Consider the following 26,024-nt stretch of genomic DNA (forward strand, 5'->3'; position numbering starts at 1 on the left):
TTTGGCGGATTAGGCCTGTTTCATGCTGCCTACCATCGATTCCGGGCGTACCCAGCTATCGAACTCGGCTTCCGTCAGGTAGCCGAGCGCCAGCGCAGACGCTTTCAGCGTTAGCCCCTCTTTGTGCGCTTTTTTGGCGATTTCCGCCGCTTTGTCATAGCCAATGTGCGTATTCAGCGCGGTGACCAACATCAGCGACTCATTCAGTAACTGATTAATCCGCTCGCGGTTCGGCTCAATACCCACTGCGCAATGCTCGTTGAAACTCTCCATCCCATCTGCCAGCAAACGAACCGATTGCAGGAAATTATGAATCACCATCGGGCGATAGACGTTCAGTTCAAAGTTGCCGGACGCGCCGCCAATATTCACCGCCACGTCATTGCCCAGCACCTGGCTACATAACATCGTCATCGCTTCGCACTGCGTCGGGTTCACTTTGCCTGGCATGATCGAGCTACCCGGTTCATTTTCCGGGATGGCGATTTCGCCAATGCCGCAGCGCGGACCGGACGCCAGCCAGCGCACATCATTGGCAATTTTCATCAGCGAAGATGCCAGCCCTTTCAGCGCGCCATGCGCATGCACCAGCGCGTCGCAGGTTGCCAACGCTTCGAACTTGTTCGGCGCGGTCACAAATGGCTGATGGGTAAAACTCGCCAGCTCTTTCGCCACGCGTTCAGCATATTCAGGATGGGTATTCAGCCCTGTGCCGACAGCCGTACCGCCCAGCGCCAGTTCGCCCAGGTGCGGCAGGCTCTGTTCAATATGTTTGAGATTGTGCTCGAGCATCGCGACCCAGCCGGAGATCTCCTGGCCGAGCGTCAGCGGTGTCGCGTCCTGCAAATGGGTACGGCCGATTTTGACGATGTCGGCAAAAGCGGTGGCTTTCTCGCTCAGCGTTTTTTTCAGCACCTGCAATTGCGGGATCAGTTGCTCACGCACGCCAATTACCGCCGCCACATGCATGGCTGTTGGAAAGACATCATTAGAGCTTTGGCTTTTATTCACGTCATCATTCGGGTGAATTTTGCGCGCCATCCCGCGCACGCCACCGAGGATCTCACTGCCGCGATTCGCCAGCACCTCGTTCATATTCATATTGCTTTGCGTACCGGAGCCGGTTTGCCAGATAGCCAACGGAAACTCGTCGGGGTGTTTTCCAGCCAGCACTTCGTCCGCCGCCGCGATAATGGCGCGGGCTTTCTCTTCAGGCAGCAGCCCCAAATCCTGGTTGACCTTCGCCGCCGCGCGCTTGGTTAGCGCCAGGGCGTGGATCAGCGAGACCGGCATTTTTTCCGTTGAAATACGAAAATGCTCAAGCGACCGTTGGGTTTGCGCCCCCCATAACTTATCTGCCGGGACGTCGATGGCGCCCATCGAATCTTTCTCACTGCGATGCGTTGTCATTACTCTCTCCTTGGATACAAAGTGATGGTGGGTATCGACATTGCTCACCTGCAAACAAGTAAAAGTATTGATGCTTTTTAGAATGTTGTTGAATGCTTCGTGCTTTAAAACAATGTCGGATGGCGACAGCGCCTTATCTGGCCGACAAATCACGTGCCAAAACCGCCCCGCAGGGCGGTCAGGATTATTTCAGGCAGTTGGCGCACTGACCGGACTGAATCTGCTGGAAGAAGTCGTTGCCTTTGTCATCCACGAGGATAAACGCCGGGAAATCTTCCACTTCAATTTTCCAGATAGCCTCCATACCCAGTTCCGGGTACGCCACGCATTCCAGATGCTTGATGCTGTTTTGCGCGAGGATCGCCGCCGGGCCGCCGATGCTGCCAAGGTAGAAACCGCCGTGTTTATGACACGCATCAGTTACCTGTTTACTGCGGTTGCCTTTCGCCAGCATGATCATGCTGCCGCCCTGCGCTTGCAGTTGATCGACATAGGAATCCATCCGCCCGGCGGTGGTCGGCCCAAGGGATCCGGAAGCGTATCCTTCTGGCGTTTTCGCCGGGCCTGCGTAATAGATCGGGTGATCTTTCACGTACTGCGGCAGATGTTCGCCGCTGTCCATCAGTTCTTTCAGTTTCGCGTGGGCGATGTCGCGGGCAACAATAATGGTGCCGGTCAGGGATAAACGCGTGGACACCGGGTATTGCGCCAATTGCGCAAGGATCTCGCGCATCGGGCGATTGAGGTCCACTTTCACCGCTTCGCCCTCGCCCGCCTGGCGCAGCGCCTGCGGAATGTATTTGCCCGGGTTCTGCTCCAGCCTTTCCAGCCAAATGCCGTCGCGGTTAATTTTGCCTTTGATGTTTCGGTCTGCCGAGCAGGAAACGCCCATACCTATAGGACAAGACGCACCGTGGCGCGGCAGGCGAATGACGCGGATATCATGCGCGAAATATTTTCCGCCAAACTGTGCGCCGAGACCCAGATTGCGCGCTTCTTGCAACAATTCCTGCTCCAGTTGCACATCGCGGAACGCCTGGCCGTGTTCATTACCTTCGGTCGGCAGCGCGTCATAATATTTGGTCGACGCCAGTTTGACGGTTTTCAGCGTGGCTTCCGCCGAGGTTCCACCAATCACAAAGGCGATATGGTACGGCGGGCAAGCCGCAGTGCCGAGCGTGCGCATTTTCTCAACCAGATAGTTTTTCAGCTTCGCCGGAGTGATCAGCGCTTTGGTTTCCTGATAGAGATACGTTTTGTTGGCGGAACCACCGCCTTTGGCGATGCAGAGAAATTTGTATTCGTCACCGTCGACGCTGTAGAGATCAATCTGCGCAGGCAAGTTCGTGCCGGTGTTGACCTCTTTATACATATCGAGCGGCGCGTTTTGCGAGTAACGCAGGTTGTCTTCGGTGTAGGTGTTATAAACGCCACGCGCCAGCGCGGCTTCATCACCGCCGCCGGTCCATACACGCTGCCCTTTTTTGCCCATGATGATTGCCGTGCCGGTGTCCTGGCAGGTCGGCAGAATGCCTTTCGCGGCGATTTCCGAGTTACGCAGGAATTGCAGCGCGACATATTTGTCGTTTTCGCTCGCCTCAGGGTCGTCGAGGATATCGGCAACCTGCTGCTGGTGCGCCGGGCGCAGTAAGAATGAGGCATCGTGGAAAGCGTGCTGCGCCAGTAACGTTAGCGCTTCAGGGTCTACTTTGAGGATCTCCTGGCCGTCGAACTGGGCGACAGAAACATGCTCGCGGCTCAGCAGATAATACTCGGTGTCATCCTTTCCGAGCGGGAAAGGATCCTGATAACAGAAGGGTTTGTTCGACATTGTTCTCTCACTTACGGCACGGTCTGGTTATTGTTCAGGCAGCGAATCCCTCTGCCTGTGTTAAAGCGAGTCGCCTTATCCTACACAATTTTTTAACAAAAACTGAGACTAGTACGACTTTTTGTCCTCGCTGGTTACTTCCTGCGGGTTTGTTGCTTTAATGTCGCGATGATTTCTTAAATGTGAAAGGGCTTGATAATGCAAAAACTCATCAACTCAGTGCAGAACTATGCCTGGGGAAGTAAAACTGCGTTAACGGATCTCTATGGTGTTGCCAATCCGGACAACCTGCCGATGGCCGAGTTGTGGATGGGCGCCCACCCGAAGAGCAGCTCAAAAGTGCAGGACGCCAGCGGCCAGACCCGTTCCCTGCGCGAGGTCATTGACGAAGATAAAAACCGTTTGCTGGGTCATGCGGTTGCCGAACGTTTTGGCGAATTGCCGTTCCTGTTTAAAGTGTTGTGCGCCGATCAGCCGCTGTCGATCCAAGTTCATCCGAACAAGAAAAATTCCGAGATCGGCTTTGCCAAAGAAAATGCAGCGGGTATTCCGCTGAGCGCCGCCGAACGTAACTACAAAGATCCCAACCATAAGCCAGAGTTGGTGTTCGCCCTGACCCCTTTCCTGGCGATGAATGCATTTCGCGAGTTTTCCGACATTGTTTCGCTGTTGCAGCCGGTTTCCGGTGCGCATCCGGCGATTGCCCACTTCTTGCAGGCACCGGGCGCGGAGCGCCTGAGCGAACTGTTCGCGGCGCTGCTCAATATGCAGGGCGAGGAAAAATCCCGCGCGCTGGCGGTGTTGAAATCGGCGCTGGATAACCATCAAGGCGAGCCGTGGCAAACCATTCGCGCGATTGCGGAATTCTACCCGGACGACAGCGGCCTCTTCTCGCCGCTTTTGCTTAACGTGGTGAAACTCAATCCGGGCGACGCAATGTTCCTGTTCGCGGAAACGCCGCACGCGTATTTGCAGGGTGTGGCGCTGGAAGTGATGGCGAACTCCGATAACGTGCTGCGCGCCGGTTTAACACCGAAATATATTGATATTCCGGAACTGGTGGCGAACGTGAAATTCACGCCGAAACCCGCCAGCGAACTGCTGACCCAGCCTGCCCGCCACGGTGCAGAACTTGATTTTCCGATCCCGGTCGCGGATTTTGCCTTCTCGTTGCACGATCTTTCCACCACCGAAACGCAACTGGCGCAGCAGAGCGCAGCAATTGTGTTTTGTGTGGAAGGTGAAGCGGTGCTGAGCAAGGGTTCAGAGCGCCTGGTGCTTAAACCGGGCGAGTCGGCATTTATCGCCGCAGACGAGTCGCCTGTGGCGGCAAGCGGCACAGGACGCGTCGCTCGCGTGTTTAATAAAATCGACTAAGTTACTGAACTTTTTAACAACTATTGCTAAGCTTTACGTAACTTCATTCGACAGTACAGGCGGTCTTTACCGCCTGGTTTCATTTTTATGGATAAGCACATATGAAAAAATCGTTGGTTGCCGTAGGGATTATCGTTGCGCTGGGTGTCGTCTGGACAGGCGGCGCCTGGTACACAGGGAAACAAATTGAAGGTCGTCTGGCTGAAATGGTCACCCAGGCGAATGCACAGATCAAACGCAACGCGCCGGAAGCCAACGTCGAGCTCTCTGCGCAGGATTACAAACGCAGCCTGTTCTCCAGCCAGTTCGCGCTGCAAATCAAACCGCTTCCCGGCAGCACCAATCCGTGGCTGAAACCGGGTCAAAGCATCGTGCTAAATGAACACGTCGATCACGGCCCTTTCCCGCTGGCACAGTTGAAATCCTTTAGCCTCACCCCGGCGATGGCCTCCGTACATACGCAACTGGTGAATAATGACGTCACCAAAGCGTTGTTTGAGATTGCTAAAGGCGAGTCGCCTTTCGTTGCCGACACGCGCATTAGCTATAACGGCGATACCCGTAGTGACATTGCGTTGCGCCCGCTGAGTTCTGAAAAAGAGAATGAAAAAGTCGCCTTTAGCGGCGGCAACTTCCGCGTCAGTGCCGATAAAGACGGCAATGCGCTGGCCCTGAGCGGTGAAGCGCAGAGCGGCCTGGTGGACACGGTCAATGAGTTCGGCCAGAAAGTGCAGCTCTCTTTCAATAACCTGAAAACAGACGGCTCCAGCGAAATCACCGAGTTTGATGAGCGTACCGGCAGCCAGAAGATGAGCGTCGATAAGCTCACCATTTCGGTTGAGAATAAAGAGATGGCGCTGCTGGAAGGCATGAATTTAACTGCCAAATCCGACGTCGCCGATGACAAGAAAAACATCAACAGCCAGCTCGACTACTCCTTGAATAGCCTGAAAGTTCAGGGCCAGGATCTCGGTAGCGGAAACCTGACGCTGAAAGTCGGCCAGATGGACGGCAAAGCGTGGCATCAGGCCAGCCAGCAATATGACGCGCAGATTCGTGCGTTGATGGCGCAGCCGGATATCGCGCAGAACCCGGAAGTGTATCAACAGAAGGCCACCGAAGCGTTCCTCAACGTCGTGCCGCTGCTGTTGAAAGGCGAACCGGTCATCACCGTTGCGCCGCTCAGTTGGAAAAACGCCAAAGGCGAAAGTACCTTTAACCTGTCGCTGTTTCTGAAAGATCCGTCAACGACGCCTGACGCGCCGCAAACCCTGGCTGCTCAGGTGGATCGCAACGTGAAATCTCTCGACAGCAAGTTGACCATTCCGGTGGATATGGCAACAGAGTTGATGACGCAGGTGGCGAAATTGCAAGGCTACCAGCAGGAAGATGCCGCGAAGCTGGCGAACCAACAGGTGAAAGGCCTGGCGGCGATGGGACAAATGTTCCGCATCACCACGCTTGAGAACAACACCATTCTCACCAGCCTTCAATACGCGAACGGCCAGGTCACACTGAATGGCGAGAAAATGCCACTCGAGCAGTTTGTCGGTATGTTCGGTCTGCCTGGCTTGCAGCCTGCACAACCAGAAATCAACGCACCGCAAGCACCCGCCGTTCCGCAACAGTGATGTTAAGCCCCTCTTGAGAGGGGCGATTTTTTCTGGTACATATCGCCAGCATCATCAGCCGATGAGTTTCATAACCCAACTAAATAGTTTATAACGACTTAACATTCAGCACTAAAATGCTTAGCGGGGCGCAATGCTTAAAGCCCATGCAGCTCTATTTGAGAGGCAGAATGAGTAAAAATGAGACAGACAAGCTTGTCAATATCGTGATTGGAGAAGCCGTTCTGGCGCTTCTCGAGTCGGATGATGAAGTTTCTTTTGATGCCCTGATTGGACAATTGCAAGAGTACCTGCTGGACGAAGTGGACAGCAAACGACGTAACGCTTTTCAGACCGCGATCAGCGATATTCACCACTATAAAACGCAACCGGCGGTTGCCCGTGGGCTCAAAGGGAGTTCACAGGTCAGCCGAACCCGAAGCTGGCTGCCAATCTCCGGCCCGGAAATAGACAATAAAGCCCGTAAACACTGAATGACCGATCAACGTTTCCTCACCAGGTCTGGCGTCTCCTACCGGGCCACTCGACGTTTCGCCCTTCTATTCAGACTTGCTTCGCATGTTCTCTTAAATGCTCAGTGAATTTGATCTGGCCTACAAGCTTAGAAGCCAAAGTTCTATATGCATTAAGGGAGTGTCATTGAACGACGATGAGCAAGTTCAATCCGAGGAAATACATGAGGCAATTGGTTTAGCCACCACTTATCTAATGAATTCTCAACTGCCTATAAAAACAAGCAATCTGGTGATGGTTTTGCGCGCACGGGTCATCATCACTACCGATCCACGGCAAAAGCGGGTTTTGGAAGCGGCGCGGCAATTTATCACCGAAAGAGCGACTCACCCCACCTGACAGAGACAAAAACGCCTTCGGATTAACGAAGGCGTTTAACAGAGCGCGGCATGATGTTTTACAGGTCGTCCGGGGTTTTCTGCACAATCATTTCTAACGCATTGCGGTAAATATCCAGTTTCGCAATATCATCTTCAGTTTCCAGCAGCCCTATCAATGCCAGAATGAGATGTTTATTGCTAACATCCGTTTGCTGTAACCGAAGGTTATAAATGATGTCGCTGATTACTTTCTTTTCTGCTGCATAATTATGCGTATTCGCGCCGAAATACGCATTGAGTTGTTCTTCTGTTGTCGTCGTCTGCATAGTAGTCCTGGATATAGAAGAGAGCCCGGCCTCCGCGATATGGTGGGAGGGTTCTGATTCGTCAATAAAAATAGTCACAGATTTGAAGGGGCGCAATGTGTTCCATGAAAATTTTTCATTGATTGCGCAACGGACATATCTATGCACAATAAAGCAACTATCTTATTGAAATCCTAAACACCGCTTATCTCTCTGATAACAGTGCTGCTTTAATCTTAAATCTGCTAAAACCTTACGCTCTGTTTCGTGATGTCTGAGCCTTGTTTACTTCAATGGAGAAGTCGTTATGACGGGGAAAACCGCGCAAAAGATAACCTTGTGGGAATTCTTTCAGCAGTTGGGCAAAACCTTTATGCTGCCGGTCGCGCTGCTGTCGTTTTGCGGGATCATGCTGGGCATCGGCAGCTCATTAAGCAGCCGCGATGTGATTACGCTGCTGCCCTTTTTAGGCCATCCGATCTTGCAGGCGATTTTTATCTGGATGAGCAAAATCGGCTCGTTTGCCTTTAGTTTTCTACCCGTGATGTTCTGCATCGCCATCCCACTGGGCCTGGCGCGCGAAGACAAAGGTGTGGCGGCGTTCTCCGGTTTTGTTGGCTATGCGGTCATGAACCTGGCGGTCAACTTCTGGCTGAGCACGCAGGGGATTTTGCCCACCAGCGACGTTGCGGTGCTGAAAGCGCACAACGTACAAAATGTGCTGGGCATTCAATCGATTGATACTGGCATCCTCGGCGCGGTGATCGCGGGCATCATCATCTGGCGTTTACACGAACGCTTTCACACCTTACGCCTGCCGGACGCGCTGGCTTTTTTTGGCGGCACACGTTCGGTGCCAATTGTCACAAGCGTGGTGATGGGCGTGATTGGCCTGTTGATCCCGCTGGTCTGGCCGTGGTTCGCACTGGGCATTAGCGGCCTCGGGCACATTATCGAAAGCGCGGGCGAATTCGGGCCAATGATATTTGGTACCGGCGAGCGCCTGTTACTCCCCTTCGGTTTGCAGCATATTCTGGTGGCGCTGATCCGCTTTACAGAAGCAGGCGGAACCATGGACGTTTGCGGGCACACCGTTAATGGCGCGCTGACCATTTTTCAGGCGCAATTAAGCTGCCCGGACACCCACGGTTTTTCTGAAAGCGCGACACGTTTTCTCTCGCAGGGCAAAATGCCGGCGTTCCTTGGCGGCTTACCCGGCGCAGCGCTGGCTATGTACCACTGCGCCAGACCAGAAAACCGCCACAAAATAAAAGGGTTAATGATTTCCGGCGTGATTGCCTGCGTTGTCGGCGGCACCACCGAACCGATCGAGTTCCTGTTCCTCTTCGTCGCACCGGCGCTTTATCTCATCCACGCGCTATTGACCGGTCTCGGTTTCACCACCATGGCGGTGCTCGGCGTCACCATCGGTAACACCGACGGCAACATTATCGATTTTATTGTCTTCGGCGTGCTGCACGGCATGGCAACCAAGTGGTATCTGGTGCCGCTGGCCGCCGCGATCTGGTTTGTCGTCTACTACGCGCTGTTCCGTTTCGCCATCAAACATTTCAACCTCAAAACACCGGGGCGCGAAGCCGATGTCACCGATAGCGCGGAAAGCGCGTCAACGTCGACGCCGGGCAAATCGGGCTATGACGTGCCCGCCCTGCTGAATGCCCTTGGCGGCGCGGCAAATATCGACACGCTGGATAACTGCATTACCCGCTTACGTTTGTCGGTGAAAGAGATGTCACGGGTCAATGTCGATGCCCTGAAAGCCAACCGCGCAATTGGCGTTATCAAAGTGAATGACCACAACTTACAGGTCGTTATCGGCCCGCAAGTGCAGTCGGTGAAAGACGAAATGGCTCAGTTGATGAGCAGCACGCGGGAAACTGCTGCGGTTGATGCAGGATAAATGATGAATAACCCTACCTTTGATTTTTCCACCGTTATCGACAGGCATGGTACCTGGTGCACGCAGTGGGATTATGTGACTGACCGCTTTGGCCGCGCGGATTTGCTGCCCTTCACCATCTCCGATATGGATTTTGCCACCGCGCCCTGCGTTATTGATGCCATGCAACAGCGTCTGGCGCACGGCGTATTGGGTTACAGCCGCTGGAAAAATGAGGATTTTCTCGGCGCGATCGAACACTGGCTCGCCAGCCGCTTCAACACCTGCATCAACAGCGAGGCAATTGTTTATGGTCCCTCGGTTATCTGGATGATCGCTGAGATGATCCGCCAGTGGTCGCAGCCCGGCGATGGCGTGGTGGTGCACACTCCGGCTTACGACGCCTTTTATAAAGCCATTGCCGCCAACCAACGGCAGTTGCTGGCCGTGCCTTTGCAGCAAAACGCGGCGGGCTGGTATTGCGATATGGCGCAGCTTGAAGCCGTGCTGGCGCGCCCGGAAAGCAAAATCCTGTTGCTGTGCAGCCCGCAAAACCCCACCGGAAAAGTGTGGACGCGCGAGGAGTTAGACACGATTGCAGCACTGTGCGAGCGCCACCACGTGAAGGTGATCAGCGACGAAATCCATATGGATATGGTCTGGAGCGAACAGCCGCATATTCCGTGGAGCAAGGTGGCGCGCGGGCCGTGGGCGCTGTTTAGCTCGGCGTCGAAAAGTTTCAACATCCCGGCGCTGACTGGCGCGTGGGGGATAATCGGCGATGAGGCGTCACGCCTCGCCTGGCTGGAGGCGTTAAAAAATGGCAACGGCCTGTCGTCTCCGGCGGTGCTTTCGGTGGTGGCACACATTGCCGCCTATCGCGATGGCGCGCCGTGGCTGGAGGCGTTGCGCGCTTATCTGCGCGCAAACCTTGATTATGTTGCCAGCGAGCTTAACGCCGCATTTCCGCAAGTAAACTGGCACGTGCCTGAATCCACCTATCTGGCGTGGATCGATTTGCGCACGCTCTCCATTGATGATTCCGCGCTGCAAAAAAGGCTGATTGAGGAGCAAAAAGTCGCCATTATGCGCGGCGACACCTACGGAAGCGAAGGTCAGGGATTTGTTCGCCTGAATGTCGGCTGCCCGCGAGTGAAGCTCGAACAGGGCGTGGCGGGGTTAATTGCGGCATTGCGTTCATTGACTCCGTAAACGGGGCAAATGCGTCTCTGGCGTTTGCAGGCTTATGATTTAAAACAATTTTTAATGAGTTAAAAAATTGTTGTATAATGCTGTGCACTTCTACGAAAACAAGAGTGCGACCATGATTGATCAAAACCTGCCTTTAACTGATATCCATCGCCATCTCGACGGCAACATTCGTGCCCAAACCATTCTCGATCTTGGCCGCCAGTACAATTTAACCCTGCCCGCTCAAACCCTCGACGCGCTGCGCCCGCATGTGCAAGTGACCTCGCAAGAACCCGACCTGGTAAGTTTCCTCGCCAAACTCGACTGGGGCGTCAAAGTGCTCGCCTCGCTGGAAGCCTGCCGCCGCGTTGCGTATGAGAACATGCAGGACGCCGCATTGAATGGCCTGCATTACGTTGAACTGCGTTTTTCGCCGGGTTATATGGCGATGACCCACAACCTGCCGATCGCGGGCGTGGTTGAGGCAGTGATTGCCGGTGTGCGCGAAGGCAGCCGTGACTTTAATGTCCAGGCACGTTTGATCGGCATTATGAGCCGCACCTTCGGCGAAGCAGCCTGTTTGCAAGAGCTGGAAGCGTTGCTGGCGCATCGGGATGGCATCACAGCGCTGGATTTGGCGGGCGACGAACTGGGTTTCCCCGGCAGCCTTTTCCTGTCGCATTTTAATCGCGCGCGGGATGCGGGCTGGCAAATCACCGTACATGCGGGCGAAGCCGCAGGCCCGGAAAGCATCTGGCAGGCGATTCGTGAACTGGGTGCGGTGCGTATCGGTCACGGTGTAAAAGCCATTGAAGACGCAGTGTTGATGGATTTCCTCGCGGAGCAGCGAATCGGCATTGAGTCCTGCCTGACGTCGAACATTCAAACCAGTACCGTTGCTTCACTCGACCGTCATCCGCTGAAAACCTTCCTCGATCACGGCATTCTCGCCAGCATCAATACGGACGATCCGGCGGTTCAGGGCGTGGAAATTCGCCATGAGTATGAGATTGCCGCACCTGCGGCGGGGCTGAGCCGTGAGCAGATTCGCCAGGCGCAAATCAATGGGCTGGAGATGGCGTTTCTCAGCGCGGCAGAAAAACAGGCCCTGCGCGAAAGCGTCGCGACGGCATAAAGAAAGCCGCTCACGCCGAAACGTGAGCGGTATTTTTCAGGTCAGACTTAGCGTGGCGCGGTGTTTCGCCGACTCGATGCCCAGCTCAATCAGCTCCATGATCTGAATCGCCTGGCTGGCCGGAACCGGGTTTTCCCCAACGCCATTAAGCGCATCGCGGATCGCCGCGTAATACGCCGGATAATTCCCCGGCAGCGTCAGCCAGGTCTCTTCTTCACGCACATCACCTTCAACGCGGGTTAAGACACCATCTCGCATGTCATAGCCCCAGTCGGCTTGCGGCAGGCGCTCTCCGCTTTTCAAACGTTCTTCCTGCGGATCCAGCCCATATTTCACAAAGCTTCCGCGCGTGCCGTGCACGATATAACGCGCGGATTCCGCCGCTGCCAGCAACGTACCGTGCAGCACGACCCGGCGCTGCGGGTAAGCGAGCACTGCATGGAAATAGTCGGTGGATTGCGCGCCAGGGCGCATTTGTGCCAAATCGACGGTCAGCGACACCGGTAGGCCAAACAGATTGACCGCCTGATCGAGCAAATGCGGCGCTAAATCATACCAAATGCCGCTTCCCGGGCCGCCCTGTTCACGCCAGCGGTTACGCACCTGCGGGCGAAAACGATCAAAATGCGATTCGAAATAGGCGACTTCGCCGAGTGCGCCGTCAGCCAATAACGCTTTCAGCGTCAGGAAATCGCTGTCCCAACGGCGATTATGAAAAACAGACAGCAAGCGACCAAGACTTCGCGCCAGCCCATCCAGTTCGCGAGCCTGTGACAGCGTCACAGTGAAGGGTTTATCCACCACCACATGTTTACCGGCTTCGAGCGCCGCTTTCGCCAGCGGGAAGTGGGTATCGTTTGGCGTAGGGATGACAATCAAATCAATTTTCGGATCGTTGAACAGGTGTTTGGGTTCAGAAACAACCTGTACCGCTGGCCAATCCGCTTTCACTTTCGATTCATCACTGCTGGAAATAGCTGCCAGCTCCATTCCCGCCGTACCATCAATCAGCGGTGCGTGAAATGTTTTACTGGCGTAGCCATAACCAATCAATCCAACACGGATAATATCACTCATATAGCGGCCTCTTCTCAGTGGAACACCTATTTCACACCATCTGTCATGCGGCGACAACCTGTTACCAAATTCATTAGTTAAACGAATGAATTAAGCGCTTTCGCCCTGGTTTCCGGTTAAAAAATCTGCTTAAATCTGCGGCTGGCGCCATATTGCTGTAAAGGCGCGTCGGCTAACATCAGGGAGTAGTAGAAGTATGACCGCGATTTTCAATCGGATTATTGAATTAATGGGCTGGGTCGTGCTCGGTGTATCGACCATATTGTTGGTTTTCGCCAGCCATATTGATAATTATCAGCCACCTGAGCAAAGCGTGGTGGCGCAAAAGAAATAATGGCGACGCTTTACCCATGAGACGAGGTTAAGCGCCAGATGATGATTGCCAGTCATGGCGAAGGGCGTTAATCTTCTCCACCGGGCGCTGTTCTGGCGTCTGGTTTTACCAGAAAAGAAAACTCTTAATTAACGGCAGAATAATCTCGCGCTATTTACGCCCGACAAATAATGTTTATTATTTGAGCGAATTGGCCACCCCTGTTTTTGCCTCTTTCATTATATGGACAACCCTCGACATGACCGTGCAGGACTATTTATTAAAATTTCGTAAAATCAGTTCGCTTGAAAGCCTTGAAAAATTATTTGATCACCTTAACTACACGCTGACTGAGAGCACTGAAATCATCAATATGTACCGCGCAGCCGATCATCGCCGCGCAGAACTGGTTTCTGGCGGGCGCTTATTTGACATTGGGTGCGTTCCACGGTCGGTATGGCGTTACGTGCTGTAACGCCGCTGGCATTCGTCACGTAATCCTTTATACTCGTCGCCCGGCTAAGCACCGCAAAGCATTGATGTCTTAACAGAGGAAAACGCATGACAACAACACCCGCAGAAAGAATCGGAGGCTGGTTACTCGCTCCTCTGGCCTGGTTGCTGGTCGCGTTATTAAGCACCTCGCTGGCATTGCTGCTTTATGCCACAGCGCTGTTAACGCCGCAGTCGGTAACGGCGCTCGGCACACAGCCGATGAAAGAAATGGTGCTGTGGTTTGTCTCTTTCGCGTTTGCTATTGCCATCTGGTATTACACGTTCTGGCTGGTTATCGCGTTTTTCAAACGTCGCCGCCTTGTGCCAAAGCACTACATTATCTGGCTACTGGTGTGCGTGTTGTTGGCGGTGAAAGCATTTGCCTTTTCCCCCGTTTCCGACGAACTGGCCGTGCGCCAGCTCCTCTTTCCGCTGCTTGCTGCCGCGTTACTGGTACCGTATTTCAAGCGTTCTTCGCGTGTGAAGAAGACCTTTATCAACCCGTAATAACCTTACAGTTATCCTGTTGTCGCCCGATGTTGTTTGGCCGATAATAGGCGGCTTTTTTATCTCAGGCCACATAATGACAGACTATCTGCTGCTATTTATCGGAACGGTGCTGGTCAATAACTTCGTACTGGTGAAGTTTCTTGGCTTGTGTCCGTTTATGGGCGTTTCCAAAAAGCTGGAAAGCGCAATGGGCATGGGGCTGGCGACCACCTTCGTGATGACGCTGGCGTCCATCTGCGCCTGGCTTATTGACACCTGGATTCTGATCCCCCTGGATTTAGTCTATCTGCGCACGCTGGCTTTCATCCTTATTATTGCCGTGGTTGTCCAGTTCACCGAAATGGTGGTACGCAAAACCAGCCCGGCGCTCTATCGCCTGCTCGGTATTTTCCTGCCGCTGATCACCACCAACTGCGCGGTGCTCGGCGTTGCCCTGCTCAATATCAATCTTGGGCACAATTTCATGCAATCGGCGTTATACGGTTTCTCCGCCGCCGTCGGGTTCTCACTGGTGATGGTGCTGTTTGCCGCCATTCGCGAACGTCTGGCCGTCGCCGATGTGCCCGCGCCTTTTCGTGGCAATGCCATTGCGTTAATTACGGCGGGTTTAATGTCTCTGGCCTTTATGGGCTTTAGTGGTCTGGTGAAATTGTAATGAACGCGATTTCCATCGCCGTTGCCGCGCTGAGCGTGCTCGGGCTGCTGTTCGGCCTGATTCTCGGCTACGCGTCCCGCCGTTTTGCGGTGGAAGACGATCCGGTCGTTGAAAAGATCGATGAACTTTTACCGCAAAGCCAGTGTGGGCAGTGCGGTTACCCTGGCTGTCGCCCCTACGCAGAAGCGGTCGGCAAACAGGGTGAAAACATTAACCGCTGCGCCCCGGGCGGCGAAGCCGTGATGCTGAAAATCGCCACGCTGCTGAACGTTGATCCGCAGCCAATTGACGGCGATGCCGATGCGCTAGAGCCAGTTCGTATGCTGGCCATTATTGATGAAAGCAACTGCATCGGCTGCACCAAATGCATTCAGGCATGTCCGGTCGACGCGATTGTCGGCGCTACGCGTGCCATGCACACGGTGATGAGCGATCTCTGTACCGGTTGTAATCTTTGTGTGGATCCGTGCCCGACGCAGTGTATTGAACTGCGCCCTGTGGAAACGACCATCCATAACTGGAAATGGGATTTGCAGACCATTCCGGTGCGCACTATTCCTGTGGAACACCATGCTTAAGTTATTTTCCGCTTTCCGAAAAGACAAACTGTGGGATTTTCACGGCGGCATTCACCCGCCTGAAATGAAAACCCAGTCTAACGGTACGCCGCTGCGTCAAATCCCGCTGGCGCACCGTTTTGTTATTCCCCTGAAACAGCATATCGGCGCGGAAGGCGAACTGTGCGTCAGCGTTGGCGACAGCGTTCTGCGCGGCCAGCCGCTGACCCGTGGTCGCGGGCGCATGCTACCGGTGCACGCGCCGACCTCCGGCACCGTGATGGCGATCGCCCCGCACTCCACCGCCCACCCTTCCGCGTTGCCGGAATTGAGCGTCATTATTGAAGCCGATGGCGAAGATCGCTGGATTGCGCGTGATGGCTGGCAAGATTATCGTACGCACAGCGTGGAAGCACTGATTGAGCGTATCCATCAGTTTGGCGTTGCAGGCCTCGGCGGTGCGGGTTTCCCGACCGGCGCAAAACTGCAAGGCGCGGGCAATAAAATTGAAACGCTGATTATCAATGCCGCCGAATGCGAACCATATATCACCGCTGATGACCGCCTGATGCAGGATTGCGCCGCGCAGATTATGGAAGGCGTGCGCATCCTCGCGCACATCCTCCAGCCGCGCCAGGTACTGATCGGTATCGAAGATAACAAACCGCAGGCCATTTCCATGATGCGCGCGGTGCTGGCGGGCAGCCACGATATTCAGTTGAAAGTGATCCCGACGAAATACCCCTCCGGCGGCGCAAAACAGTTAACGCAAATTCTGACCGGCAAACAGGTGCCGCACGGTGGCCGTTCTTCGGATATCGGCGTGCTGATGCAAAACGTCGGTACCGCCTATGCGATAAAACGCGCGGTGATCGACGGTGAACCGCTGACCGAACGTGTCGTCACCCTGACCGGCGAAGCTGTTACCCGTCCCGGCAACGTCTGGGCGCGCCTTGGTACCCCGGTTCGTCATCTGCTCGACTTCGCCGGTTTCTGCCCTTCCGCAGAGCAATTGGTGATCATGGGTGGCCCGCTGATGGGCTTTACCCTACCGTGGCTCGACGTGCCAGTGGTGAAAATCACCAACTGCCTGTTGGCGCCTTCCGCCAGCGAGATGGGCGAACCGCAGGAAGAGAAAGGCTGTATCCGTTGCAGCGCCTGTGCCGACGCGTGCCCGGCGGATTTGCTTCCACAACAGCTTTACTGGTTCAGCCAGGGTCAGCAGCATGACAAAGCCACGGCGCACAATCTTGCTGACTGTATCGAATGCGGCGCTTGCGCTTGGGTTTGCCCGAGCAACATCCCGTTGGTGCAATATTTCCGCCAGGAGAAAGCGGAAATTTATGCCATCGCGCAGGAAGAGAAACGCAACGCCGAGGCGAAAGCACGCTTCGAAGCCCGCCAGGCCCGCCTTGAGCGTGACAAAATGGCTCGCCAGGCCCGTCATAAACAAGCCGCCGTGCAGCCTGCCGCCAAAGATCAAGACGCCATCGATGCGGCGCTTGCTCGCGTACGCGAAAAACAGGCCAATGCCACCCAACCGGTGGTTATTCAGGCCGGAACGCAACCCGATAACAGCGAAATGATTGCCGCCCGTGAAACGCGTAAAGCTGAAGCGCGTGCACGTCAGGCCGAAAAAGCCCAGCAGGCTAAAGAAAATGCTACCGCCAGCGAAAACCCGGATCCGCGCAAAGCGGCGGTTGAAGCCGCCATTGCGCGTGCCAAAGCACGCAAAGCGGCGCAAACATCAGTAGATGCGCCAGTGGTAAAAGAAGAAGAAACCGCGCCGGTCGATCCGCGCAAAGCGGCGGTTGAAGCCGCCATTGCGCGTGCCAAAGCACGCAAAGCGGCGCAAACATCAGTAGACGCGCCGGTGGTAAAAGAAGAAGAAACCGTGTCGGTTGATCCGCGCAAAGCCGCGGTTGAAGCCGCCATTGCCCGCGCCAAAGCGCGAAAATTAGAACAAGCTCAGGCAAAAGAGGCGTCACCTGCTCCGCAGGCTGCCAATGACGACCCGCGTAAAGCCGCAGTCGCCGCTGCCATCGCCCGTGTTCAGGCTAAAAAAGCCGCGCAGCAAGCCGTTAACGAGGATTGAATGGTTTTTAGAATCGCAAGTTCCCCTTACACCCATAACCAGCGCCAGACATCGCGCATTATGCTGCTTGTTGCTCTGGCGACCCTGCCGGGCGTCATTGCACAGTTGTGGTTTTTCGGCTGGGGAACATTAGTACAAGTTGTTCTCGCGATCGTTAGCGCACTGCTGGCGGAAGGCTTAGTCCTCAAATTACGCAAACAGACCGTCAGCGCCATCCTCGCTGATAATTCGGCGTTACTGACCGGGCTGTTACTGGCGATCAGTATCCCGCCCTTCGCACCGTGGTGGATGGTGGTGCTCGGCACTGTCTTCGCCGTGGTTATCGCCAAACAACTGTACGGTGGCCTCGGGCATAACCCCTTTAACCCGGCCATGATCGGCTACGTGGTGCTGCTTATCTCCTTCCCGGTGCAGATGACCAGTTGGCTGCCGCCGTTTGAGATCGCGCGCACAGTGCCGGGCATAATGGATGCGTTACAGGTGATCTTCACCGGCCACAGCGCGACTGGCGCGACTATGGAAACCCTGCGCATCGGCATTGACGGTGTCAGTCAGGCGACGCCGCTTGATACCTTCAAAACCTCGCTGCATGCCGGGCATAGCGTTGAGCAAATTCTGCAATACCCAATTTACAGCGGCGTGCTGGCAGGCGCAGGCTGGCAATGGGTTAACCTGGGTTACCTAGCGGGCGGCCTGTTTTTGTTGTGGCAGAAAACCATTCGCTGGCATATTCCGGTTAGCTTCCTGCTCTCGCTTGCTGTTTGCGCGACGCTGGGCTGGATCTTTTCGCCAGAATCGCTGGCCGCGCCACAGCTGCATTTGCTGTCGGGTGCCACGATGTTAGGCGCGTTCTTTATTTTGACCGACCCGGTGACGGCTTCCACCACCAACAAAGGTCGCCTGATTTTTGGCGCACTGGCCGGTTTGCTGGTGTGGTTGATCCGCAGCTTTGGCGGTTACCCGGATGGTGTGGCATTCGCGGTGCTATTGGCGAACATTACCGTGCCGTTGATTGACTACTACACGCGCCCGCGCGTGTACGGGCATCGCTAAGGAGCCGTCATGCTGAAAACAATGCGTAAACATGGCGTGACGCTGGCGCTTTTCGCCGCAGGTTCAACCGGGTTGACCGCCGCCATCGATCAAATGACCAAAACGACGATTACCGAACAGGCCGCGCTGCAACAAAAAGCCCTGTTCGACCAGGTTATCCCTGGCGATAGCTATAATAATTCGTTGCAACAAAGCTGTTATCTGGTGAGCGATCCGGCGCTGGGCAAAGGCCAGCACCATGTGTGGATCGCCAAAAAAGACGACCAGCCTGTGGCAGCAGTGATTGAAGCCACCGCGCCGGATGGTTATTCCGGTGCGATTCAGTTGCTGGTTGGCGCAGACTTTAACGGAACGGTGCTCGGCGTGCGCGTCACGGAACATCACGAGACGCCGGGTCTGGGCGATAAAATTGAGCTGCGTATTACTGACTGGATCACCCATTTTTCCGGCAAAAAAATCGACGGCCCTGCCGACAGCCACTTTGCGGTGAAAAAAGATGGCGGTGATTTCGATCAGTTTACCGGTGCGACCATCACCCCGCGCGCTGTGGTGAATGCGGTAAAACGTACCGGATTATACGCAATGACGCTGCCTGAGCAGCTTTCCCGTTTGCCGGGTTGTGGAGAGTAAGCGATGAGCGAAGTCAAAGAGGTTATCGTACAGGGGCTGTGGAAAAACAACTCCGCACTGGTGCAGCTTTTGGGGATGTGTCCGCTGCTGGCGGTGACATCAACCGCCACCAACGCCCTCGGTTTAGGTCTGGCGACCACGCTGGTGCTGACGCTGACCAACCTGTTTATCTCCACCCTGCGCCGCTGGACGCCTGCGGAGATTCGTATTCCTATTTATGTGATGATCATCGCTTCGGTGGTCAGCGCAGTGCAGATGCTAATCAACGCCTACGCGTTCGGGCTTTATCAGTCTCTGGGGATTTTTATTCCCCTCATCGTTACCAACTGTATCGTCGTTGGGCGCGCGGAAGCCTTCGCCGCGAAAAAGGGCCCGGCGCTTTCAGCGCTGGATGGTTTCTCGATTGGTATGGGTGCAACCAGCGCGATGTTTGTGCTGGGTTCCATGCGTGAAATCCTCGGCAACGGGACGCTGTTTGACGGTGCCGATGGCCTGCTGGGGAGCTGGGCGAAAGTGCTGCGCATTGAAGTGTTCCACACCGATTCGCCGTTCCTGCTGGCAATGCTGCCGCCGGGCGCGTTTATTGGCCTCGGCATGATGCTGGCAGGAAAGTACTTGATAGATCAAAAAATGAAGAAACGCCGCGAAGCTGCGGCCACCGTCAGTGGCGCCGCAGAGACCTCGCCCGGGAAGGCATAATGAATAAAGCGAAACGGCTGGAAATATTAACCCGTTTACGGGAAAACAATCCGCACCCGACCACCGAATTAAATTTCAACTCGCCATTTGAGTTACTGATCGCCGTGCTGCTCTCTGCTCAGGCCACGGACGTAAGCGTTAACAAGGCGACAGCCCTACTCTATCCGGTGGCGAATACGCCGAAAGCGATGCTGGAACTGGGCGTCGACGGTGTGAAGCAGTACATCAAAACCATCGGCCTGTTTAACAGCAAAGCGGAAAATGTCATTAAGACCTGCCGTATTTTGCTGGAACAGCACGGTGGCGACGTGCCGGAAGACAGAGCGGCGCTGGAAGCCTTACCGGGCGTAGGCAGAAAAACCGCCAATGTGGTGCTTAATACCGCGTTTGGCTGGCCGACGATCGCCGTGGATACACATATTTTCCGTGTCTCTAACCGCACACGTTTCGCGCCGGGAAAGAACGTGGAAGAAGTGGAAGAGAAGTTGCTGAAAGTGGTGCCGGCGGAGTTCAAAGTCGATTGCCATCACTGGCTGATCCTGCATGGGCGATACACCTGCATCGCCCGTAAACCGCGTTGCGGCTCCTGCATTATCGAAGATCTGTGCGAGTTCGACAGCAAGGTCGAGAGTTAACACCTCAGAACGGGCGCATCACTGCCAGCAAAATAATCACTACCACCGCGAGAACGATTAATGCGGTGGCGTTGCGAATCGCGCCCGCGCCTCTCACCGCTTCGCCACCCGCCATCCTGCGCAGTGTGGCAGACAGAAAACCGTGCAGCCCGGACAACAGCACCACCATCACGATTTTCACAATCAGCCACAGGTGCGGCATTTGACCGTGCGCCACGACCATCACAACGCCCGCAATCCACAGCAGCAACATTGCTGGTGTGGTGACTTTACGGCTCCAACGGCGAACTTCCGCCAGCAGCCCTTGTGTGGAAGCTTTATCAGCTTGCGTTGCGCTCCAGCCAGCGACGACCGCCATCACTAACATGCCGCCAATCCAGATAATGGCCGCTGCGATATGTAACGCATTGAGCCACGGGTGAAAGTTCATAAATTTGCTCCACAGTAAAAATGACAGGCAGAAGTCTGACAGCGCCGCGCAGCCCTGTCATGAACAATGCGCGGCATTCAGGGGATAAATGAAAGATTGTTGATCTATTTCGCATTGCATCAGTTTGCCCGACGCGCGAACCCGCTGATTTTAAGACATTAAGTACTGTGACATCCCTCACAACTCTGCAAAAGACCTTGATAAGTAGATTATCTGGCAATAAACCGGCCATAGAACAAACTTTCGTCCACTTATGCGTATTTACAAAGATGAATCCTTTTTTTAGAAGAAAAAAATCCTACCACACAGAGATTGCACCAATATTGCTAACGAAGTGTTAAAAAAGGGCTAAATGTGAAAACATTCACGCGCATCGTACAAAGTAAGGGTCTTTATTTGCGGGACATATAACCAGATAAATCCAACAAACCAGTCCTATACACTACACAATAAGCAAAACAGCAGAACATATACCTTTAAGCCACTATCACCCGGTCTTGATTAGTGGAAAAAACCATGTTTCTGGAGTTGGTAAAATTTAACTCTGAATAACAATTGTATTTGCCGAGCAAAGTAACGACCGGGATCTATGTAACAGAATATGTCAAAAGGCTTGCCTGAAAGCGCAGGATAGTGAACATTACCCGCCGTTTCCCCTCCCAATATAACTATAAGCGCGATGAGCTCTGGTTATTTCGCGCTGAACACCCCCGTTAATATGGGATGTAAAAAAAGAGGTATATGTGTCAACTGCAAACAAACCAACCGAAAGCGTGAGTTTGAACGCTTTTAAACAACCGAGAGCGTTCTACCTGATCTTCTCCATTGAATTATGGGAACGTTTTGGTTACTACGGCCTGCAAGGGATTATGGCTGTTTACCTGGTCAAACAACTGGGTATGTCAGAAGCGGACTCAATCACGCTGTTCTCCTCCTTCAGCGCGCTGGTGTATGGTCTGGTCGCTATTGGCGGCTGGCTGGGCGATAAAGTGCTGGGCACCAAACGCGTGATTATGCTGGGCGCGATTGTGCTGGCGATCGGTTATGCGCTGGTTGCCTGCTCTGGTCATGACGCAGGCATCGTTTATATGGGGATGGCAGCAATTGCCGTGGGTAATGGCCTGTTTAAGGCCAACCCGTCTTCCCTGCTCTCCACCTGCTATGACAAAGATGACCCGCGTCTGGACGGTGCATTTACCATGTACTACATGTCCGTTAACGTCGGCTCTTTCTTCTCAATGTTGGCAACACCCTGGCTTGCCGCCCGTTTCGGCTGGAGCACCGCGTTTGGTCTGAGCGTTGTGGGCTTGATCATCACCATTGTTAACTTCGCGTTCTGCAAACGCTGGGTGAAAAACTACGGTTCTAAGCCAGACTTCGCACCGATGCGCATCAGCTACCTGCTGGCGACCATTGTGGGTATCGTGGCGCTGGTTGCCCTTGCGACTTGGCTGCTGCATAACCAGGGTATCGCACGTATGGTGCTGGGCGTGATCGCTGTCGGCATTATCTGCATCTTCGCGAAAGAGACGTTCGCGTTGAAAGGTGCGGCGCGTCGTAAAATGATTGTGGCCTTCATCCTGATGGTTCAGGCGATCGTCTTCTTCGTGCTCTACAGCCAGATGCCAACTTCCCTGAACTTCTTTGCTATCCGCAACGTTGAACATACCCTGTTCGGCATCGCTTTTGAGCCGGAACAATATCAGGCGCTGAACCCGTTCTGGATCATCATTGGTAGCCCTATTCTGGCAGCCATCTATAACAAGATGGGTGATACCCTGCCGATGCCGCACAAATTCGCCATCGGTATGGTGCTGTGCTCTGGCGCGTTCCTGGTTCTGCCGCTCGGTACCAAATTCGCCTCTGATGCAGGTATCGTTTCGGTAAGCTGGCTGATTGCGAGCTACGGTTTGCAGAGTATCGGTGAACTGATGATTTCCGGCCTCGGCCTGGCAATGGTCGCGCAACTGGTGCCGCAACGACTGATGGGCTTCATCATGGGTAGCTGGTTCCTGACCACCGCTGGCGCGAACATCATCGCGGGCTATGTGGCAAACCAGATGGCTATCCCGGAAAACGTGACTGACCCGCTGATGTCCCTGAATATCTACGGTTCTGTCTTCCTGCAAATTGGTGTCGCGACAGCGGTGATTGCTGCGCTGATGATCTTGACTGCGCCGAAGCTGAACCGCATGACGCAGGCTGCTGATAACACCGAAGAAGCAACCGAAACCGCTACCGCGTAATCGCTGCGGGAAACATGAAATATCAAGCCGTTAACGCAAGTTAGCGGCTTTTTTTTTATTCCACCACGTACTAACCTATGTCGGAAATTAATCAAAAGGAAACGTAGATGAAACTGTTTTACAAACCTGGTGCCTGCTCCCTTGCCTCCCACATCGCACTGCGCGAAACCGAAAAAGAGATTGCCCTTGTCAGCGTCGATCTGATGAAAAAACGTCTGGAAAATGGCGATGACTTTTTTGCCATCAACCCGAAAGGACAAATCCCCGCGCTGTTACTGAATGACAACACGCTGCTTACCGAAGGCGTGGCGATCATGCAATACGTCGCTGACAGCGCGCCGGAAAGCCAACTGCTGGCGCCGGTTGGTACGTTGCCGCGCTACAAGACGCTGGAGTGGCTGAACTTTGTCGCCACCGAATTGCACAAAGGTTTCACGCCACTTTTCCGCCCGGATACACCGGAAGAGTACAAACCGTCCGTTCGTGCTGCGCTTGAGAAAAAGCTGCAATACGTTAACGAATCCCTGAGCAACAGCGAATGGATCAGCGGCGCGCACTTCACCATCGCCGATGGCTACCTGTTTACCGTGCTGCGCTGGGCGCGGGCAGTGAAGCTGAATATGGCGGAACTGACGAATATTGATGCCTACATGGCACGCGTTGCGGCACGCCCGGCGGTAGCTGCGGCAATGGCAGCGGAAGGGATTGCGTAGTTTTGCCTGATGGCGCTGCGCTTATCAGGCCTACGCGGCAGGTCTACATGAAAAAGGCGGGAATTCCCGCCTTGCTTACAACTGCGTAGCGCTAAACAGATGTTCGGGTTGCGCGATACGATCCTGCGCCGCCACCACTTGCAGCTCGTACTCGTGCATGTTTTTGGTCGCCAGCATAATTTCATACACCGCCGCCGTGACATGCTCCAGCGCTTCTCGCACGCTCGCGCCCTGCAACAGTTTCACCAACAGCAACCCGCTGGTGACATCGCCAACGCCCACCGGCTGACGCAGGCCAAAATCCACCAGCGGACGGCTGATATGCCAGGCTTCGTCTGGCGTCACCAGCAACATCTCAAAGCGATCGGCGCTTAACCCGGCGCGCGCCAGATGTTTCACCAGTACAATTTGCGGCCCCTGAGCAATCAACTCGCGCGCAGCGGCAACGGCTTCCTGCACATTGTTAACCGTATGTTCGCAGAGGATTTCAAGCTCCACGAGGTTCGGCGCAATAATATCGCTAGCGGGCAGTGCGAAGCGCAGATGGAACTCAGCAACGCCCGGCGCAACGAAACAGCCTTTTTCAGGATGGCCCATCACCGGATCGCAAAAATATTTGGCTTGCGGGTTGGCGGCTTTTACCTGGCGAACGATGCCAAGAATATGCTCGCCCTGCTCTGCTGAACCTAAATAACCGCTCAGCACCGCATCGCAGCGCTGGAGCTGGTCAATGGCGGCGATGCCTTGCACAATTTCCGTCAGATGCTCTGGCGGCATCACGCTGCCGGTCCATTTGCCATATTGCGTGTGGTTAGAAAATTGCACCGTATTTAACGGCCAGACGTTTGCGCCAAGACGGCGCATCGGGAACTCGGCGGCACTGTTTCCCGCGTGCCCAAAAACTACATGCGATTGAATGGCGAGAATGTTTTTCATTTTTTAGCCTTGCAATAACGGGCAATAAAAAGGGAGTGATTTCTCACTCCCTGGGGATAGCGTTAAATTATTTCCAGCAAACCAGACAGTAATTTTTCTTACCGCGACGCAGCAGCGTGTAGCGACCAAACAGACGATCGCTGTCGGTGAAGAAATATTCCGGGTCGGACTGTTTTTCACCGTTGATGGTGACCGCGTTAGAAGCGATGGTTTTGCGCGCCTGCCCACGTGACGGCTGCAACTCGGAATCCACCAGCGCTTGCATCAGATCCGCGCCTTTTTCCATCTCAACCATCGGTACGCCGTCCTGCGCCAGCTGTTCGAAATCCGCTTCGCTCAGCGCACTCAGTGTTCCGTTGAACAGGCTTTCAGTGATGCGTTTCGCGGCGATAAGACCTTCTTCGCCGTGCACCAGGCGCGTCACCTGCTCGGCCAGCACATACTGCGCGCGCGGCGCTTTACCGCTGTTCTTGTCTTCTTCTTCCAGCGCGTTAATTTCCGCGATGTCCATAAAGGTGAAGAATTTCAGGAAGCGATATACATCGGCATCGGCGGTATTAATCCAGAACTGATAGAACTTGTACGGACTGGTTTTCTTCGGATCCAGCCATACTGCGCCGCCTTCGGTTTTACCAAATTTGGTGCCGTCGGCTTTGGTGATTAGCGGAACGGTCAAACCGAAGACCTGGTTCTGGTGCAGACGACGGGTCAGGTCGATACCGGAGGTGATGTTACCCCACTGATCCGAACCGCCAATTTGCAATGCCACGCCGTGCAGTTCGTTCAGGCAGGCGAAGTCATAACCTTGCAGCAGGTTGTAGGAAAACTCGGTGAAGGAAATCCCCACGTCATCGCGGTTCAGACGCTGTTTCACCGCTTCTCGGTTAATCATCTGGTTAACCGAGAAGTGTTTGCCGATATCGCGCAGGAAAGTCAGCACGTTCATGCTGCCAAACCAGTCGTAGTTGTTCGCCGCGATGGCGGAGTTGTCGCCGCAGTCGAAATCGAGGAATGGTGCAACCTGTTTGCGGATTTTTTCCACCCACTCCTGCACGGTGTCCTCGGTGTTCAGTTTACGCTCGGTGGCTTTAAAGCTCGGGTCGCCGATAAGACCTGTAGCGCCACCCACCAGCGCAACCGGCTTGTGGCCAGCTTGCTGGAAGCGTTTCAGGCATAACAATGGAACCAGATGCCCCAAATGCAAGCTGTCAGCGGTGGGATCGAAGCCGCAATAGAGCGCGATTGGCCCCTGCGCCAGTCGCTCTGCTAACGCTTCCTCATCCGTCACCTGAGCCACAAGGCCCCGCTCTTGCAATTGTTTAATCAAGTTACTGCTTGCCATCAAATTCTCCATGTATAAAACGGAC

General features: G+C 54.4%; 26 protein-coding genes. 19 read left to right on the plus strand and 7 right to left on the minus strand.

All coding sequences use genetic code 11. The features are described 5' to 3' along the window. Positions 1-9 precede the first annotated feature (9 nt). Together fumC and fumA are read right to left on the minus strand one after the other, a co-directional pair. Positions 10-1,410, minus strand: coding sequence for a class II fumarate hydratase (gene fumC, locus AAEY27_RS12225; RefSeq protein WP_342320811.1), 1,401 nt, complete (start codon positions 1,408-1,410; stop codon positions 10-12). A gap of 184 nt (positions 1,411-1,594) precedes the next feature. Further along, positions 1,595-3,241 carry a class I fumarate hydratase FumA gene (fumA, locus tag AAEY27_RS12230; protein ID WP_342320812.1) on the minus strand — a complete coding sequence of 549 codons (1,647 nt, stop codon included), beginning with the start codon at positions 3,239-3,241 and terminating at the stop codon, positions 1,595-1,597. Positions 3,242-3,439: 198 nt separating this feature from the next. Between fumA and manA the strand changes: the two genes are divergently transcribed. The 4 genes from manA (at position 3,440) to AAEY27_RS12250 (ending at position 7,101) form a co-directional block, all read left to right on the plus strand. Further along, positions 3,440-4,618 (plus strand): mannose-6-phosphate isomerase, encoded by a 1,179-nt coding sequence (manA, locus tag AAEY27_RS12235; RefSeq protein ID WP_342320814.1) that lies wholly within the window; start codon positions 3,440-3,442, stop codon positions 4,616-4,618. Positions 4,619-4,719: 101 nt separating this feature from the next. Then, complete coding sequence (locus AAEY27_RS12240; RefSeq protein WP_342320815.1) at positions 4,720-6,249, plus strand: YdgA family protein; 1,530 nt, start codon at positions 4,720-4,722, stop codon at positions 6,247-6,249. Positions 6,250-6,419: 170 nt separating this feature from the next. After that, a complete protein-coding gene (locus AAEY27_RS12245; protein WP_342320816.1) occupies positions 6,420-6,722 on the plus strand; it encodes a hypothetical protein in 303 nt (100 codons plus the stop codon). A 166-nt stretch (positions 6,723-6,888) separates the two neighbouring features. Next, positions 6,889-7,101 (plus strand): hypothetical protein, encoded by a 213-nt coding sequence (locus AAEY27_RS12250; RefSeq protein ID WP_342320818.1) that lies wholly within the window; start codon positions 6,889-6,891, stop codon positions 7,099-7,101. 58 nt (positions 7,102-7,159) lie between these two features. Here the strand turns inward: AAEY27_RS12250 and AAEY27_RS12255 are convergent, their stop codons facing one another. After that, positions 7,160-7,408, minus strand: a complete 249-nt coding sequence (locus AAEY27_RS12255; RefSeq protein WP_342320820.1) for a biofilm development regulator YmgB/AriR family protein — start codon at positions 7,406-7,408, stop codon at positions 7,160-7,162. A gap of 286 nt (positions 7,409-7,694) precedes the next feature. Here AAEY27_RS12255 and malX point away from each other — a divergent pair, with 286 nt between their 5' ends. The 3 genes from malX to add all read left to right on the plus strand — a co-directional run bounded on the left by malX (position 7,695) and on the right by add (position 11,613). Then, entirely contained in the window at positions 7,695-9,308 is a 1,614-nt protein-coding gene (gene malX / locus AAEY27_RS12260; RefSeq protein ID WP_342320821.1) for a maltose/glucose-specific PTS transporter subunit IIBC, read from the plus strand. 3 nt (positions 9,309-9,311) lie between these two features. Then, positions 9,312-10,499: a MalY/PatB family protein gene (locus AAEY27_RS12265; RefSeq protein WP_342325562.1), complete on the plus strand. Its 1,188-nt coding sequence runs from the start codon at positions 9,312-9,314 to the stop codon at positions 10,497-10,499. Between the two features lie 112 nt (positions 10,500-10,611). After that, complete coding sequence (add, locus tag AAEY27_RS12270; protein WP_342320822.1) at positions 10,612-11,613, plus strand: adenosine deaminase; 1,002 nt, start codon at positions 10,612-10,614, stop codon at positions 11,611-11,613. Between the two features lie 36 nt (positions 11,614-11,649). Here add and AAEY27_RS12275 read toward each other — a convergent pair whose 3' ends face one another. Further along, positions 11,650-12,690: an oxidoreductase gene (locus tag AAEY27_RS12275; RefSeq protein ID WP_342320824.1), complete on the minus strand. Its 1,041-nt coding sequence runs from the start codon at positions 12,688-12,690 to the stop codon at positions 11,650-11,652. 196 nt (positions 12,691-12,886) lie between these two features. Here AAEY27_RS12275 and blr point away from each other — a divergent pair, with 196 nt between their 5' ends. From blr to nth, 10 genes are all read left to right on the plus strand, one after another. After that, the gene (blr, locus tag AAEY27_RS12280; RefSeq protein WP_342320825.1) at positions 12,887-13,024 is read left to right on the plus strand and encodes a division septum protein Blr; all 138 of its coding nucleotides are present in this window, start codon (positions 12,887-12,889) and stop codon (positions 13,022-13,024) included. A 238-nt stretch (positions 13,025-13,262) separates the two neighbouring features. Continuing rightward, positions 13,263-13,478: a transcription modulator YdgT gene (ydgT, locus tag AAEY27_RS12285; RefSeq protein WP_342320827.1), complete on the plus strand. Its 216-nt coding sequence runs from the start codon at positions 13,263-13,265 to the stop codon at positions 13,476-13,478. Between the two features lie 86 nt (positions 13,479-13,564). After that, on the plus strand, positions 13,565-14,005 hold the full coding sequence (locus AAEY27_RS12290; RefSeq protein ID WP_342320829.1) for a DUF2569 domain-containing protein: 441 nt from the start codon (positions 13,565-13,567) through the stop codon (positions 14,003-14,005). Positions 14,006-14,081: 76 nt separating this feature from the next. Further along, on the plus strand, positions 14,082-14,663 hold the full coding sequence (rsxA, locus tag AAEY27_RS12295; RefSeq protein ID WP_342320830.1) for an electron transport complex subunit RsxA: 582 nt from the start codon (positions 14,082-14,084) through the stop codon (positions 14,661-14,663). Then, on the plus strand, positions 14,663-15,241 hold the full coding sequence (rsxB, locus tag AAEY27_RS12300) for an electron transport complex subunit RsxB (protein WP_342320832.1): 579 nt from the start codon (positions 14,663-14,665) through the stop codon (positions 15,239-15,241). Before rsxA ends, rsxB begins: the two co-directional genes overlap by 1 nt. Then, entirely contained in the window at positions 15,234-17,315 is a 2,082-nt protein-coding gene (gene rsxC, locus AAEY27_RS12305) for an electron transport complex subunit RsxC (protein WP_342320833.1), read from the plus strand. The genes rsxB and rsxC overlap by 8 nt, the downstream gene beginning before the upstream one ends. Then, positions 17,316-18,368: an electron transport complex subunit RsxD gene (rsxD, locus tag AAEY27_RS12310; protein ID WP_342320834.1), complete on the plus strand. Its 1,053-nt coding sequence runs from the start codon at positions 17,316-17,318 to the stop codon at positions 18,366-18,368. Positions 18,369-18,377: 9 nt separating this feature from the next. Continuing rightward, complete coding sequence (gene rsxG / locus AAEY27_RS12315) at positions 18,378-18,998, plus strand: electron transport complex subunit RsxG (RefSeq protein WP_342320835.1); 621 nt, start codon at positions 18,378-18,380, stop codon at positions 18,996-18,998. Between the two features lie 3 nt (positions 18,999-19,001). Beyond that, positions 19,002-19,697, plus strand: a complete 696-nt coding sequence (locus AAEY27_RS12320; protein WP_342320836.1) for an electron transport complex subunit E — start codon at positions 19,002-19,004, stop codon at positions 19,695-19,697. After that, on the plus strand, positions 19,697-20,332 hold the full coding sequence (gene nth, locus AAEY27_RS12325) for an endonuclease III (protein WP_342320838.1): 636 nt from the start codon (positions 19,697-19,699) through the stop codon (positions 20,330-20,332). Before AAEY27_RS12320 ends, nth begins: the two co-directional genes overlap by 1 nt. 4 nt (positions 20,333-20,336) lie before the next feature. Here the strand turns inward: nth and AAEY27_RS12330 are convergent, their stop codons facing one another. Then, the gene (locus tag AAEY27_RS12330; RefSeq protein ID WP_342320840.1) at positions 20,337-20,762 is read right to left on the minus strand and encodes a CopD family protein; all 426 of its coding nucleotides are present in this window, start codon (positions 20,760-20,762) and stop codon (positions 20,337-20,339) included. A 743-nt stretch (positions 20,763-21,505) separates the two neighbouring features. Here AAEY27_RS12330 and dtpA point away from each other — a divergent pair. Next, the gene (gene dtpA / locus AAEY27_RS12335; RefSeq protein ID WP_342320842.1) at positions 21,506-23,008 is read left to right on the plus strand and encodes a dipeptide/tripeptide permease DtpA; all 1,503 of its coding nucleotides are present in this window, start codon (positions 21,506-21,508) and stop codon (positions 23,006-23,008) included. A gap of 107 nt (positions 23,009-23,115) precedes the next feature. Next, a complete protein-coding gene (gstA, locus tag AAEY27_RS12340) occupies positions 23,116-23,721 on the plus strand; it encodes a glutathione transferase GstA (protein ID WP_342320844.1) in 606 nt (201 codons plus the stop codon). A 75-nt stretch (positions 23,722-23,796) separates the two neighbouring features. Here gstA and pdxY read toward each other — a convergent pair whose 3' ends face one another. Continuing rightward, positions 23,797-24,657, minus strand: coding sequence for a pyridoxal kinase PdxY (gene pdxY, locus AAEY27_RS12345; protein WP_342320845.1), 861 nt, complete (start codon positions 24,655-24,657; stop codon positions 23,797-23,799). 67 nt (positions 24,658-24,724) lie between these two features. Continuing rightward, complete coding sequence (gene tyrS / locus AAEY27_RS12350) at positions 24,725-25,999, minus strand: tyrosine--tRNA ligase (RefSeq protein ID WP_342320846.1); 1,275 nt, start codon at positions 25,997-25,999, stop codon at positions 24,725-24,727. Positions 26,000-26,024: the final 25 nt, after the last annotated feature.

It is taken from the genome of Kosakonia sp. BYX6 (assembly GCF_038449125.1).
Lineage (GTDB): Bacteria > Pseudomonadota > Gammaproteobacteria > Enterobacterales > Enterobacteriaceae > Kosakonia > Kosakonia calanthes.

Coding starts and splice junctions, on each gene's coding strand:
- fumC (WP_342320811.1), bottom strand. CDS start 1,410: ATGACAACGCATCGCAGTGAGAAAGATTCGATGGGCGCCATCGACGTC.
- fumA (WP_342320812.1), bottom strand. CDS start 3,241: ATGTCGAACAAACCCTTCTGTTATCAGGATCCTTTCCCGCTCGGAAAG.
- manA (WP_342320814.1), top strand. CDS start 3,440: ATGCAAAAACTCATCAACTCAGTGCAGAACTATGCCTGGGGAAGTAAA.
- AAEY27_RS12240 (WP_342320815.1), top strand. CDS start 4,720: ATGAAAAAATCGTTGGTTGCCGTAGGGATTATCGTTGCGCTGGGTGTC.
- AAEY27_RS12245 (WP_342320816.1), top strand. CDS start 6,420: ATGAGTAAAAATGAGACAGACAAGCTTGTCAATATCGTGATTGGAGAA.
- AAEY27_RS12255 (WP_342320820.1), bottom strand. CDS start 7,408: ATGCAGACGACGACAACAGAAGAACAACTCAATGCGTATTTCGGCGCG.
- malX (WP_342320821.1), top strand. CDS start 7,695: ATGACGGGGAAAACCGCGCAAAAGATAACCTTGTGGGAATTCTTTCAG.
- AAEY27_RS12265 (WP_342325562.1), top strand. CDS start 9,312: ATGAATAACCCTACCTTTGATTTTTCCACCGTTATCGACAGGCATGGT.
- add (WP_342320822.1), top strand. CDS start 10,612: ATGATTGATCAAAACCTGCCTTTAACTGATATCCATCGCCATCTCGAC.
- AAEY27_RS12275 (WP_342320824.1), bottom strand. CDS start 12,690: ATGAGTGATATTATCCGTGTTGGATTGATTGGTTATGGCTACGCCAGT.
- blr (WP_342320825.1), top strand. CDS start 12,887: ATGACCGCGATTTTCAATCGGATTATTGAATTAATGGGCTGGGTCGTG.
- ydgT (WP_342320827.1), top strand. CDS start 13,263: ATGACCGTGCAGGACTATTTATTAAAATTTCGTAAAATCAGTTCGCTT.
- AAEY27_RS12290 (WP_342320829.1), top strand. CDS start 13,565: ATGACAACAACACCCGCAGAAAGAATCGGAGGCTGGTTACTCGCTCCT.
- rsxA (WP_342320830.1), top strand. CDS start 14,082: ATGACAGACTATCTGCTGCTATTTATCGGAACGGTGCTGGTCAATAAC.
- rsxB (WP_342320832.1), top strand. CDS start 14,663: ATGAACGCGATTTCCATCGCCGTTGCCGCGCTGAGCGTGCTCGGGCTG.
- rsxC (WP_342320833.1), top strand. CDS start 15,234: ATGCTTAAGTTATTTTCCGCTTTCCGAAAAGACAAACTGTGGGATTTT.
- rsxD (WP_342320834.1), top strand. CDS start 17,316: ATGGTTTTTAGAATCGCAAGTTCCCCTTACACCCATAACCAGCGCCAG.
- rsxG (WP_342320835.1), top strand. CDS start 18,378: ATGCTGAAAACAATGCGTAAACATGGCGTGACGCTGGCGCTTTTCGCC.
- AAEY27_RS12320 (WP_342320836.1), top strand. CDS start 19,002: ATGAGCGAAGTCAAAGAGGTTATCGTACAGGGGCTGTGGAAAAACAAC.
- nth (WP_342320838.1), top strand. CDS start 19,697: ATGAATAAAGCGAAACGGCTGGAAATATTAACCCGTTTACGGGAAAAC.
- AAEY27_RS12330 (WP_342320840.1), bottom strand. CDS start 20,762: ATGAACTTTCACCCGTGGCTCAATGCGTTACATATCGCAGCGGCCATT.
- gstA (WP_342320844.1), top strand. CDS start 23,116: ATGAAACTGTTTTACAAACCTGGTGCCTGCTCCCTTGCCTCCCACATC.
- pdxY (WP_342320845.1), bottom strand. CDS start 24,657: ATGAAAAACATTCTCGCCATTCAATCGCATGTAGTTTTTGGGCACGCG.
- tyrS (WP_342320846.1), bottom strand. CDS start 25,999: ATGGCAAGCAGTAACTTGATTAAACAATTGCAAGAGCGGGGCCTTGTG.